A 13,503-nucleotide genomic window follows, 5' to 3' on the forward strand; every position below is an offset into this window, starting at 1 on the left:
CGGAACTTGACGTCGAGCGTCGAACCAATCAGCCTGCCTCAAAGACGAGCTTCGAACGATACCGAGATTGATCGCGAGGCTTTGGCCCGCCTTTTGGTGGAAATTGCCCGGAACGTCGATCCGGACAACCATGCGCTTTACGAAGGAATTCCAGCCGCAGATCATCAACTGGAAACGCTTCGCCAGTTGCTCGTCGGCGGCGAGATCTCGGAACTTTCACGGGTTACGCACCTGCTCGACGAACCCGAGCAGCTTGCGGCCGCGGTGGGGAACGTTCTCCCCGACGCTACCGCGCGCGCGTCTCATGAGCAACTCGGCGAGGCCCTTGCGCCGGCTGTCGAGAGGGCCGCGCAGCGGTCCATCCAGAAGAATCCGCACACGCTGACGGATATATTGTATCCGGTGTTTCTGCCGGCCATTCGCAAGTCGATCGGCGAAAAGATCGACCAGACCTTCCAGTCGCTGAATGAATCTTTAAGGCATATATTCACCTGGCACGGACTGAAGTGGAGATTTGAGGCCTGGCGCACCGGCACAAGCTTCTCCGAGGTCGTTCTCAATCATTCTCTCGTCTACCGTGTTGAACACGTCTTTCTCATCAGCCGCAGTTCCGGGCTTCTGATCGCGCATGTAACGGCCGAAAACGCCACCAGTGAAGACCCTCAGCTCATTTCCTCGATGCTCAGCGCAATCCAGGATTTTGTGAGGGACTCGTTCAACGAGAAGGAACAGAGCGGCCTCGACACCATCCGGTTCGGGGAGCTTCGCCTCTGGTCGGAAGTCGGACCGTTCGCGACCTTGGTAGCGGTGATCCGGGGAAATCCGCCGGAGGAACTGCATGAAGTAATCCGCGATGCATTGCTTCGCATCCACGATGAATCCTCGCAGGCTTTGGAGCGGTTCGACGGCGACACGTCGCAGTTGCCCGGCGTGGAGACGCAGTTGCAGACCTGCGTCGAACTGCAGCATACGGATTCGAAGGAAGGATTTCCCTGGCTGGTGGTGACGGCGGCCCTGCTGATTTTGATAGCGGCAGGCGGCTGGTTCTTTCTCTCCTGGCAATCCGGACAGCGCTGGCAGGCCTATGTGTCGCGCCTGGCGGCCCAGCCTGGCATCGTCGTTGCCGAACAAAAGATGCGCGGTGGCGAATTCTATATTGCCGGCCTGAGGGACCCGCTTGCCGCCGACCCGCAGTCGCTGTTGTCCGGAACTGAGGTCGATCCCGCGCGCGTTCACGCAAGCTGGCAATTCTACCAGAGCCTCGAGCCGGAGTTCGTGCTGAAGCGGCTGACGGCGTCACTGGCCCCGCCGGATTCGGTGCGGCTTTCGGTCGTCAATGGCCGCATCGTCGCCGCGGGCGAGGCAACCACCGCGTGGATCAACCGGGCGCGGGCCGCCGCCCAGCAGCTTTCGGCAGGCGGACCGGTATTCGATATCGCCGGGGTCCGCGATGTGAGCCCCGAGGAGCGCTGGCAGGCCTATGTGTCGCGGCTGCAGACTCAGCCCGGCATCATCGTTGCCGAACAGAATGTACGCGACGGCCAGTTCTACATTGCCGGCCTGAGGGACCCGCTCGCCGCCGACCCGCAGTCGCTGTTGTCCGGAACGCAGGTCGATCCCGCGCGCGTTCATTCAACCTGGCAGTTCTACCAGAGCCTTGAGCCGCAGTTCGTGCTGAAGCGGCTGACGGCGTCGCTGGCGCCGCCGGATTCTGTGCGGCTTTCAGTCCTCAATGGTCGCATCGTTGCCGCGGGTGAGGCCACCACCGCGTGGATCAACCGGGCGCGGGCCGCCGCCCAGCAGCTTTCAGCCGGCGGACCGGTCTTCGACATCTCCGGGGTCCGTGACGTGAGCCCCGAGGAGCGCTGGCAGGGCTATGTGGCGCGTCTGCAGACTCAGCCCGGCATCATCGTCGCCCAGCAGAACGTGCGCGATGGCCAATTCTATATTGCCGGCCTGAGAGACCCGCTTGCCGCCGACCCGCAGTCGCTGCTGTCGGGAACCGAGGTCGATCCCGCTCGCGTTCATGCAAGCTGGCAATTCTATCAGAGCCTTGAGCCGATGTTCGTGTTGAAGCGGCTGACGGCGTCGCTGTATCCGCCGGATACAGTACGACTTTCGATCGTCAAGGACCGCATCGTCGCCGAGGGTGAGGCTCCCGACACCTGGATAGATCGAGCGCGTGCAGCGGCTCGACAGCTTTCAGCCGGCGGACCGGAGTTCGACATCTCCAAGGTTCGTGATGTTAGCCCCGATGCACGCGCGGCGGAGCATTGGCAGTATTATGTGTCGCGACTTGAGGCCCAGCCGGGAATCATCGTCGCTCAACAAACGGCGAGGGGCGGACATTTCTACATTTCCGGTCTGAGAGACCCTCTTGCCGTCGACCCGCAAGCTCTGCTGTCCGGAACGCAGGTTGATCCTGCCCGCGTTCATTCACAGTGGCAATTCTATCAGAGTCTTGATCCGAAGTTCGTGGTGAAGCGGCTGACGGCGTCGCTGTCCCCGCCGAAATCGGTTCGGCTATCGATCATCCAGGACCGCATCGTTGTCGTGGGCGAGGCTCCTGCCGGCTGGATCGGCCGGGCGCAGGCCGCCGCCGAACAACTTTCGGCGGACGGAGTGGTTCTTGATGTCTCGCAGCTGCGCGAGCTGAACCTTGCAGAACTTAATCATTTGAGAGAGGCCATCCAGACGACCGATATTTTCTTCTCTTCCGGTAGAGTTGTCCCGGGACCGGAGCAGACGCCGGCGCTCGACAGATTGGCTGATCAATTGAAGGAATTCGCCGAAAATGCCCGCAAGGCAGGCGTGACAGCGCGGTTTATGTTGACCGGCCATTCGGACACGACGGGCCGTGAGACGGCCAACGCGTCGATCAGCGCCGCCCGCGCCGAGACGGTTCGCGCGCTTCTCAACAAGCGCGGCGTCGCTCCGGAACTGCTGCTGGTTCGAGGCGCTGGCACCTTTGAGCCAGCGGTGCCCGAAAATGAAAATAGTCGAACTGGGAACTCCACCAATCGCCGGGTTTCGGTTACGGTGAACCTGGAGTAGCGCGGGGCCCAGGATGCTGCAAAAAAAGATCTGCATGTTGGGCGGGTTTGCTGTCGGCAAGACGAGCCTGGTGCGCAGGTTCGTCCAAAGCATCTTTTCAGATACCTACTTGACCACGGTGGGCGTGAAAATCGACAAGAAAAGCGTCGCGTTTCCGGACAAGACAGTGGACCTGATTTTGTGGGATCTGGCCGGCGAAGACGATATCGGCTCATTCCGCGTCAGCTATGTGCGCGGTGCGGCCGGGCTCGTGCTTGTCGTCGATGGAACCCGGCCCGCCACTCTCGCCGTGGCGCTCACGCTGCGCGAGCGGGCCGAGGCCGAATTCGGCACCATGCCGTTCGTATTGCTATTCAACAAATCCGATCTGGCCGATCGGTGGGCGATATCGGATGGTGAGATCGACGAACTGAAGCAACGTGGCTGGCAGATCTATCTGACAAGCGCGCTTTCGGGCGACCATGTCGACGATGCGTTTCGTCAGCTTGCTTCGATGGTCGCCAAGTAGACCATGGCCAGCGTGCCGAAAGAAGTCAGAAGCTGGATATACGATTTCTTCTATAATGAGCGTTCTGCCGCATATCTGAAAATTGACGCCCGGCAATGCATAGCCGCGAAGGGCGGCAACATTGAACATTACGGACTCTCGTCGCTTCGCGTCGGCAAGCCCGTTTCCGACCAGCTTGAGTTCATGGAAGGGCTGCTGCCTTGCCCGGAACTTCCATTTCACATGCCTATGATGGAACTGCCCGGCGGGCGTGTCGCGGACCTCCATCTCTTTGGCGACGGCGGCTCGGTGTGGCTGCTCTTTCTCGACGCCACTCCCGAACGCGACCACCAGCAGCGTCTTCAACAGAAGGCTTATGAAATGACGCTCCTGCAAGAGAGGGAGCGTCAACTCAATGCGAAACTGCAATCGACGAACGAGGCGTTGAGGGAGAGCCAGGAGGGTTTGTCGCGCGAATACAGGCGCGCCGAATCCCTTCTCCTCAACATTCTTCCGGCGTCGATCGCGGAGCGGTTGAAAGCGGACGAGCAGATTGCGGACAGCCACGCAGAGGTGAGCGTGCTTTTTGCCGACATCGTCGGTTTTACGGAAAGGGCGCGCAACGTCGGAGCCGCGACGACGCTCGCTATCTTGAACTACTTCTTCAGGGCGGCGGATCTGCTCTCGGAACAATATGGCTGCGAAAAGATCAAGACCATCGGCGATTGTGTCATGGCGGTCGCCGGCCTGCCCGTCGCGCGATCCGATCATGCGGAAGCCCTTGCGCACTATGCGCTTGAGCTGCGGGAGACGGCGAGGCGCGAGCGCTTCGCAGGCGAACCGCTAAGCCTCAGGATTGGAATCCACTCCGGACCGATCGTGGCGGGCGTGATAGGCAAAAGGCGGTTTGTCTATGACCTGTGGGGCGACACCGTCAATCTCGCCGCGCGGATTCAAAAGGCCGCGGAGCCCGATGAAATCCGCATTTCGGATGCGACCCACGAATTGCTCGGCGCGGATTTTGCTTGCGACCCACTCGGGGAGACCGAATTGCGTGGAACAGGCCGCGTGCGAATGTGGCGGCTCTTGGCCTGACTTGGCGCCTGAAGCGCGTCGCGATCTTCAGATTCGCTGCATGCAAGCCGCGCCCGACGCGGCGAATTCGCAACCCTACTCGGCGGCCGTCTCCGATGGCGCCTCTGCCGGCCCCGAAGGCTCGGCCTCGGGACCCGGCTTGCGCCGTGAAAACAGCGACCTGAGCGTGACGTAGAACACCGGCGTCAGGAACAGGCCGACGAAGGTGACGCCGAGCATGCCGGAGAACACCGCGGTGCCGAGCGACTGGCGCATTTCTGCGCCCGGGCCCGTCGCGATCAGCAGCGGCACGACGCCGAGGATGAACGAGAAGGCGGTCATCAGAATCGGCCGCAGCCTGAGCCGGCAGGCTTCGACGGCAGCCTCGGCGGCCGACAGGCCTCGTTCCTGCGCCTGCCGCGCGAATTCGACGATCAGGATCGCGTTCTTGGCAGCAAGCCCGATCAGCACGATGAGGCCGATCTGCACGAGGATGTTGTTGTCCAGCCCCCGGAAAGACACGCCGAGCAACGCCGCGAGCACGCCGAGCGGCACCACAAGCACAATGGCGAACGGCAGCACCAAGCTCTCATATTGCGCCGCCAGCGCCAGGAACACGAACAGCACCGACAGTCCGAAGATATAGACAGCGGCATTGCCGGTGTTGCGCTCCTGATAGGCGAGCTCGGTCCATTCATAGGAGGTACCGTCCGGCAGCGTCTTTGCCGTGATCCCTTCCATCAATGCCAGCGCGTCGCCCGTGGAAACGCCGGGCGCGGCGTTGCCCTGCAGCGGCACCGAGACGTACATGTTGTAGCGCTGGACCAGTGCCGGGCCGGTGACGTCGCGGATCTCGATCAACGTGCCGAGCGGAACCAGCGCGCCGGCCGCCGAGCGCACCTTCAGTTTCAAGATATCGGCGCGATCGAGGCGGAACACCTGGTCGGCCTGCGCCCGCACCTGGTAGACGCGCCCGAAAGCGTTGAAGTCGTTGACGTAGGCGGTGCCCAAATTGATCGACAGCGTCTCGAAGATGTTGGGGATCGGTACATTCAGGATGCGCGCCTTGTCGCGATCGATCGCCAGGAAGAATTGCGGGCTCGACGCCGAGAACGTGGTGAACACGCCCGTCAGCCCCGGCGTCTTGTTGGCCTTGCCGGCGATTTCGTTGGCAAGCGCCAGGATCTGCCGCATGTCGGCGCTGTTGCGCTCCTGGATCTGCAGCTTGAAGCCGCCGGCATTGCCGACGCCGCGGATCGGAGGCGGCGGCAGTGCGATAATGAAGGCTTCCTTGATGCTTTGCAGGCTGCCGAACAGGTTGCCGATGACCTGGGTCGCCGACTGGCCGGCTTTCAGTCGCTCGTCAAACGGCTTGAACCTGGCGAAGATCACGCCCGCGTTGCTGGCGTTGGTGAAGGTCGCGCCGGAGAAGCCGGCGAAGGCGACTGCGTAGTCGACGCCCGGCGTTTTCTGGATGATCTGCGACGCCTGCTGGATGACCGCATCGGTCCTCGACAGCGAGGCGCCGTCCGGCAACTGGACGACGACGATCGCATAGCCCTGGTCGAGCGACGGAATGAAACCGCGCGGCACCGCCTGCACCATGTAGACCGTGGCGTAGATGAGGGCCGCGAAAACGGCCAGCATGGCGGCGATCGTTATCCACGAGCCGACCAGCACGCGGACGATGCTCGAATACCAATGGGCGACCCTGTCGAAGCCGCGATTGAAGCCGTCGGCGAGCCCCCGTCCGAGCCGCGCCAGGAAAAAGCGCGGCGGCGCCGCCGCGGCGTGGTGCGGCTTGAACAGCAGTGCGGCCAGCGCCGGCGAAAGCGTCAGCGAATTGAATGCCGAGATCGCCGTCGACACCGCGATGGTGATCGCAAACTGCAGGTAGAACTGCCCAGAAATGCCGGGGATGAAGGCCGTCGGTACGAACACGGCTATCAGCACCAGCGAGATCGCGATGACCGCCGTTCCGACTTCGTCCATGGTCAGATGCGACGCCGGATTGGGCGCCAGCCCTGTGGCAATATTGCGCTCGACGTTCTCGACCACGACGATAGCATCGTCGACGACGATGCCGATCGCCAGAACGAGGCCGAACAGCGTCAGCATGTTGAGCGAGAAGCCGGCGGCGTAAAGCACCGCCAGCGTGCCAATCAGCGACACGGGGATGGCCACGATCGGCACGATCGCCATGCGCCACGATTGCAGGAAGACGATGATGACGATGATGACAAGCAGCATCGCCTCGAGGATCGTCTTGTAGACCTCCTGGATCGACTCGGCGACGAACTCGGTCGGGTTGTAGACGATGTCGTAGCTCAACCCCTTCGGGAAGTCGAGGGAAAGCTCCTTCATCTTGTCCTGGATTTCCGCGGCTGCGGCGAGCGCATTGGTGCCCGGCCGCTGGAAGATGGCGAGCGCCACCGCCGGTTTGCCGTTGAGATAGGAGTTGGTGACGTAATCCTTGGCGCCGAGCTCGATGCGCGCCACGTCCTGCAGCGAGATCAGGCGGCCGTCGTCGGTCGATTTGACGATCACGTATCGGAAGTCGCGTGCGTCGTTGAAGCGGCCTTGCGTGGTGACCGTGTACTGGAACGCAGTGCCGGTGTTGGTCGGCGGCGCGCCGATCGAGCCACCCGACACTTGCACGTTCTGGTCGCGCAGCGCCTGCACCACATCGCCCGAGGTCATCCCCAGGGCGGACAGTTTTTCCGGATCGAGCCAGATGCGCAGCGAATATTCGCGTTCGCCGAAGATGATGAGGTCGCCGACGCCGTCTAACCTGAGCAGTATGTCGCGCACCCGCGAGCGGGCGTAGTTCGAGACGTAGAGCTGGTCGTAGGTATTGTCGGGCGACAGCATGTGCACGACCATCATCAGGTCGGGCGAGCTCTTGATGGTGGTGATGCCGAGGCGACGGACTTCCTCGGGCAGGCGCGGCTCGGCGACTGACACGCGGTTCTGCACCAGCACCTGCGCCTGATCGAGATCGGTGCCCAGCTTGAAGGTGATGGTCAGCGCCATCGCCCCGTCGCCCGACGAATAGGACGACATGTAGAGCATGCCCTCGACGCCGTTGATCTCCTGCTCGATCGGCGTTGCCACCGTCGCTGCGACCGTCTCGGCGTCGGCGCCCGGATACTGCGCGCGAACGACGATGGTCGGCGGGGCGATCTCGGGATATTGCGCGACCGGCAGCTGGGTATAAGCTATCCCGCCGAGGATCAGCAGGACGACCGAAACGACCGATGCGAAGATCGGACGGTCGACGAAGAAATGTGCGAACCTCATTGCTGCAACTCGGCGGTCTCGGCCCTGGGCGGCAACGCCACCATCTCGACCTTCACCTTGGTGCCGGGCCTGGCGTGCATCAGCCCGTTGACGATGATCGTCTCGTCCCCGGTCAGGCCCTCGCGGATCACCCTGTAGCCGTCGAGACGCGGGCCGGTGCGCACGGGCTTCGCCGATACCGTCCCGGCCTCGTCCACCAGGAACACGATGCGGCGATCCTGATCGGCGCCGATCGCCTCGTCGGGCACCAGCACGCCGCTATACGGCAGTGACCCCGGCACGTTGATGCGCCCGAACATGCCTGGCTGGAGAATGCCGTCGGCGTTGGGAAACCTCGCACGCACCCGCATGGTGCCGGTCGCGTTGTCGATCCGGTTCTCGGCAAAATCGAGCTTGCCTTTGAATACCGCCTGCGCGCGGTCGGCGACGTGAACCACCACGTCGAGCCCGCCGGCGCCTTCCTGCATGCTGCCGCCACGCGCCTTCGCGTCGCGGGCGTAGCTGAAATACAGGCGCTCATCGACGTCGAAATAGAAGTCGATCGGATCGCGCGTGACGATGGTCGTCAGCAAGGTGGAATCCGGCTGCACGAGGTTGCCGACCGACACCAGCCGGCGGTCGATGCGGCCGGACAAGGGCGCCTTGATCTCGGTGAATTCCATGTTCAGGCTGGCCGTCGTCAGCGCAGCCGTCGCGCCCTGCATCTGCGCCTGCGCCGAAAGGTATTCCCGCCGGCGGTCGTCGACGGTCGCGGTTGAGATATTGCCGGTCTTGGCGAGTTCGTCGGCGCGATCCAACTGCATCTTGGAGAATTCGAGCAGACTCTTGGCGACGTCCACTTGCGATTTGGCGGCATCATAAGCCGCCTGGTACGGACGCTGGTCGATGGTGAAGAGCAGGTCGCCCTTGTTGACCAATGCGCCGTCCTGGAAGCTGACCTTGTCCAGATAGCCGCTGACGCGCGAACGGATGGCGACCTGGTCGACGGCTTCGAAGCGCCCGACGAACTCGTCATCTTCGACGATTTCACGGACCACCGGCTTGGCCGCCGTCACCACGGGTGGCTGCTGGTCCTGCGCAAACGCAATGCTTAAGAAAGCCATGCCGAGCAGGAATGCCGCCGACACAGCGGCGCGGGCAAGCCAGCCGGCCGATCGACGGGGTCGCCCGCCCGCGTCGCGATGCAATTGCCCATTGTCTCGGGTGTCCATTTGCATCCTCGCTCGCCGGACTCGGAGGTCTGATGATAGGCTTCTAGGCTCAGGCTTTTCTTTTCGCGATCAGAGCCCTGCAGTGCGCATGGCGACATTGATCATTTTCCAAGTGGGCTGAAATGTCCATCCTGTGGCTGCCCCGCCATCGGGCTAGGTCAGCCGCGGCGAAAGGCCCGGCTTTGGCGAGGGTGGCGCCGCTGAGCGCGTTCGGCTGTCTGTTCACGCCCGGCTGCGCGGTCCTTCTCCTGACCGGCCTGAGGTTCCGGAGCGCCCGGCTGCCCTCAACGGACATTGATCGATGGGACCCACGGGCATTGCCCTCATAGTCAAAAGACGAGCCTATATCCTGACGAGAGCAAGCCGGCGATCCAAAGCAATGCGCTCTTTAGTCGGGAAGGCCAGCCTTGCGGTAGCCTTCGACGAAGCGCTGGAGCACTTCCTCGTCGTCGAATGGCTGCGATGTTGCCCAATGCCTGATGCTGAAATGGGGATTGCTCATCATGAAGAACTCCGCTTCCTGACGGGCTTCATCCAGGCGCCCGACCTGCGCGAGGGCTGCCGCCAGCATGCGCCGCGACGTGGTGCGGTAGGTTTCCGGTTTGCGTAAAGCCTCGACCGCGGATTGATAGTCGCCGAGCGCATAATAGGCTTGGCCTGCCATCCAATAGTACCACCCCGGTGGGTGCGGATTGAGCCGCAAAGCCCGCTTCACGAATTCGACGCCCTTGACCGCGTCGCCCCTCAAGGTGATGAGATCCGAGCGCATTGCCCAGGCATCGGCATGGTTGGGATCGAGCTTGAAGGTCGTCTCGAATTCGGCATCCGATTCCGCGTATCGCCGTTCGTGACCAAGTATGATGCCCAGCACCCAGCGGTTCCCGGCATCGTTAGGATCGAGCGCCACAGCCCGCTGCGCTTCCGCCAGCGCGCGAGGCTGGTTGGTTTCCTTCGGCTCGTTCCAGAACAGCCAGCCGAGCCAAAGATTGAGGGCCAGCAAGCTATGTGCTTCGGCATAGTCGGGATCGAGTCCGATCGCCTTTTCCAGGAGCATACGCGCTTCCCGCGCGCCTAACCCGGTCTGAAAACTGACGCCGCGGGCCCGCACGCAGAGGTCATAGGCTTCGAGACTTGACGGCCGTTTGCGCGCCGGCTGTCCGGCCAATCGGCCGACAAGGGCTTCGACGATCTTGGCCGTGACCTCGTCCTGCACAGCAAAGATATCCTCGAGGCTGCTGTCGTAGCGCTCGGCCCAGATATGATCGCCGCCGATCGCGTCGATCAACTGCGCATTGATGCGCACGCGCGCCGCAGCGCGCCGGGCGCTGCCTTCAACCACATAGCGCACCCCAAGATCACGCGCGGCCAAACGCACATCGACCGACCGCCCCTTGTAAGCAAAGGTCGAGTTGCGCGCGATGACGAAGAGGCCGGCTGAGCGAGACAGGTCGGTGATCAGGTCTTCGGTCAGGCCGTCGACAAAGGTTTCCTGCTCCGGATCGTTGCTCATGTTGGTGAAAGGCAAAACCGCGATTGAGGGCTTGTCGGGCAATTCCAGCGATGCCAATCGCCCGACCGGAGCCGCTCTCGGAAGCTGCAGGTTCACGCGATAGCAGTATATCGGCTCGGCTATGTTCTTCACCCGCTGCTCGCCCATGGGCTCGAACGCAAACGCTAGCTTCTGCCTGACCTCCTTGGACACCTTCTCCGAAACGCAGATGCCACCGGGCTCGGCGAGTTGTTGGAGGCGCGACGCCACATTCACGCCCTCGCCATAGCGATCGTCCCCTTCGACGATCACTTCCCCAAGGTTGATTCCGATCCGGACTTCGAAGCGCTGGTCTTCGGCGACGCTCGCGTTACGTTCCGCCATGCCGCGCTGAAGCGTGACCGCGCATTCGACCGCATCTACCACGCTGCCGAACTCCGCCAGCAGGCCGTCTCCCATCAGCTTGAAGATTCGCCCGTGTCGCGTCTCGATTTCCGGCTCGAACAGCTCTTTGCGGCCACGTTTCAGCCGATCGAAGGTGCCCGCTTCGTCCGCCTCCATAAGCGCCGAGTACCCTACGACATCGATGGCAAGGATGGCAGCGAGCTTCCGCTCCATGTCGAGCCCCAGTCAAGATTCGCGACACGCAAGCCGCAGGCCCGAGGCAGATAGGGACCGGCGCTTCCAGCGTGCCCTCACCGGCCTATCATACCACAGGTCACGCTTCTTGATGCTATGACTCGCGCGACGCCTCGGCGATCCTGCCGCAGCGCCACTGACGAGCGAGTCCCACCTTCCTACCGCTTGTTCGCGGCAGTTGCCTCGCAATCGGACTGTGACGGCTTCGGGTCCAATCCAGGACCTTAGCTCCATCGGTGTTTAATGTCCGCTATTGGCTTCGCGTACGCCAGAGGCGGTCGGGTCCGCGCTCGGCCCCAAACAGGACGCTGACCTGCTCGATGTTGAGCGACGCCATGGCGGACTATGCGGATTCCTGACCGTTTGTTACGCAGGCTAACGACGCTTCGACCTTGAATCCCTTCTATGAGTTAATTAACTATTTGAAATAATTGACTTATTAGAAAAATTCTGGCGGAGAGAGCGGGATTCGAACCCGCGTTACGGTTTCCCGTAAACACACTTTCCAGGCGTGCGCCTTCAACCACTCGGCCACCTCTCCGTCCTTGCATCTCGCGCTTGGCCGGTTTCGCCGCGCGGGTTGGGGAGATGCGCCTCCCTCGGGAAGTCCTCAACGGAGGATTTGGGGTGCCTTCAACCGGCGGGCGACCCTTTCCCAGCACCTCTAGCCGTCTAGGCAAAACAGGCGCGGGGCTCATCTAGTCGATCCTAACGCGAAAGCCAAGCCATAATGACTGCACAAAAGCTTTTGCCGCGCATGGCCGGAAGGTGCTTTCACCAGGGGGGTGGCTTCCGAATGATGTGCACGGGCCAGGTCGCGCCGCTTGCCGCGCTTGACTTCGGTCGCGGCCGCCTGTCGACTGCCTGAAATGTTCGTTTTCTGCGCAATTCCGGACGGAAAACCGCTGACGCACTTTTCCTGGAATTGCTTTGGGCTTTGCGAGGGGCACTGTCCTGACATGGCATCGATCGACCAGGAACCCGCGGGCCGGCCGGACAGCGGGCTTTCCTTCATCCCGGTGGCGTGGCTGATCATCGTCATGGGCCTGTCGGCCTATGGCCTGATCTCGAACTGGCGGCTGATCGGCGACTTCAACCTGCCGCAAAGCGTTTTCTTCCTGATTTATGGCGGGCTGGCCGGCAGTGTCGTCACGATCCTGTGGGGGCTTTACCTGCTCGGCCTTGCCTTCAACCGGTCGACGCGCTTTCCGCGTCACTACACCATCTGGCAGGTCGTCATCATCCTGTGGCTCATCGTGCGCCAGGCCTACACCCTTCTGGTGCCGGACTTCGTCTTCTCGGCCGAAGCGCTGGGCTTCACCGTGGCCGAGATCGCCATCGGCCTGCTCTGCATCTATCTCCTGCGGCATTGCGCCGGCTCCGAGGCCGTCTATGCCAATCCCGAGACCGAGCGCCCGCCGCTCCTGGTCTCGCTCGTTGCCGCGCTGCTCGGCATCATCCTTGGCGGAACCATCGGCGCTTGCGCGGGATTTTTCGCCGGATCGCTGATCGCCGACGCCACCCATATGAGCTGCTTCGAAGGCGCCTGCGGGTTTTTCGCCGCCTTTATCGGCCTCGCGGGCCTGATCGTCGGAGCAATCGCCGGCGGAATCTTCGCCGTCTGGCGGGTCAACCGGCGCAAACCGGCAAAAGCAGCCTAACCTCAAAATCGCGTATCGCGATTGCGTGGCGGTTGCGCACGCTCTATGTCGGTTGCGGGGCAAACGGGAGCTTTTCCCGGGGAGTGCGTTGGATGCTGCGTTTCATCTTTCGGCTGGCGGCCATGATTGCATTGTCGATTTCGGTCATCATGGCGGTGATCGACACCACGCGCTCGGTGGCGGCGTCCGCGCTCGTCATGACGCCGCTCAACGCGAGCTGGCTGGCGGTATCGCCCGACACCCGCGCGGCCTTCGAAACCTATGTGCGCGCCAAGGCCAATCCGCTGGTCTGGGACGGCGCCGTTGTCTGGGTACTCGGACAGCCGGGGTTCGCCGTGTTCGCGGTATTGGCGTTCCTGCTCTACGCCATCGGCTACCGTCGGCGCCGCCACGAATTCGCCCCGACCAACTGACGCACACGTTTCGCTCCGCTCGAAACAGTCCGCCTGGACGCTTTTTCCAACAGGTCAAAATTCCACGTGAATTTTGTTTCGGGCCGTGCCAGATTGGCCGCCAGCGGGGAGGGGCAAACACTTCCTGCCTGACGTCGCGTGCCTGCCGGAGAACCGGGCGGGAATGCGGTGCAAA

General features: G+C 62.5%; 8 protein-coding genes and 1 tRNA gene. 5 read left to right on the top strand and 4 right to left on the bottom strand.

Features of this window, described 5'->3' with window-relative positions:
• Positions 1-6: 6 nt before the first annotated feature.
• The 3 genes from EN874_RS14090 to EN874_RS14100 are packed head-to-tail and all read left to right on the top strand — an operon-like array spanning position 7 to position 4,636.
• Positions 7-3,054 carry an OmpA family protein gene (locus EN874_RS14090; RefSeq protein WP_127425273.1) on the top strand — a complete coding sequence of 1,016 codons (3,048 nt, stop codon included), beginning with the start codon at positions 7-9 and terminating at the stop codon, positions 3,052-3,054.
• Between the two features lie 13 nt (positions 3,055-3,067).
• Complete coding sequence (locus EN874_RS14095; RefSeq protein ID WP_127425274.1) at positions 3,068-3,562, top strand: Rab family GTPase; 495 nt, start codon at positions 3,068-3,070, stop codon at positions 3,560-3,562.
• 3 nt (positions 3,563-3,565) lie between these two features.
• Positions 3,566-4,636 carry an adenylate/guanylate cyclase domain-containing protein gene (locus EN874_RS14100; RefSeq protein ID WP_127425275.1) on the top strand — a complete coding sequence of 357 codons (1,071 nt, stop codon included), beginning with the start codon at positions 3,566-3,568 and terminating at the stop codon, positions 4,634-4,636.
• 75 nt (positions 4,637-4,711) lie between these two features.
• Here EN874_RS14100 and EN874_RS14105 read toward each other — a convergent pair whose 3' ends face one another.
• From EN874_RS14105 to EN874_RS14120, 4 genes are all read right to left on the bottom strand, one after another.
• Complete coding sequence (locus tag EN874_RS14105) at positions 4,712-7,915, bottom strand: multidrug efflux RND transporter permease subunit (protein WP_127425276.1); 3,204 nt, start codon at positions 7,913-7,915, stop codon at positions 4,712-4,714.
• Positions 7,912-9,018, bottom strand: a complete 1,107-nt coding sequence (locus EN874_RS14110) for an efflux RND transporter periplasmic adaptor subunit (protein WP_168247490.1) — start codon at positions 9,016-9,018, stop codon at positions 7,912-7,914. Before EN874_RS14110 ends, EN874_RS14105 begins: the two co-directional genes overlap by 4 nt.
• 496 nt (positions 9,019-9,514) lie before the next feature.
• On the bottom strand, positions 9,515-11,233 hold the full coding sequence (locus EN874_RS14115; RefSeq protein WP_127425278.1) for an adenylate/guanylate cyclase domain-containing protein: 1,719 nt from the start codon (positions 11,231-11,233) through the stop codon (positions 9,515-9,517).
• Positions 11,234-11,705: 472 nt separating this feature from the next.
• Positions 11,706-11,795 (bottom strand) — tRNA-Ser (locus EN874_RS14120).
• Between the two features lie 418 nt (positions 11,796-12,213).
• On the opposite strand from EN874_RS14120, the gene EN874_RS14125 reads away from it, so the two are divergent.
• Positions 12,214-12,915 (top strand): hypothetical protein, encoded by a 702-nt coding sequence (locus EN874_RS14125; protein WP_127425279.1) that lies wholly within the window; start codon positions 12,214-12,216, stop codon positions 12,913-12,915.
• A 92-nt stretch (positions 12,916-13,007) separates the two neighbouring features.
• Positions 13,008-13,328, top strand: a complete 321-nt coding sequence (locus EN874_RS14130; RefSeq protein ID WP_127425280.1) for a hypothetical protein — start codon at positions 13,008-13,010, stop codon at positions 13,326-13,328.
• Positions 13,329-13,503: the final 175 nt, after the last annotated feature.

The organism is Mesorhizobium sp. M1D.F.Ca.ET.231.01.1.1 (genome assembly GCF_003999155.2).
Lineage (GTDB): Bacteria > Pseudomonadota > Alphaproteobacteria > Rhizobiales > Rhizobiaceae > Mesorhizobium.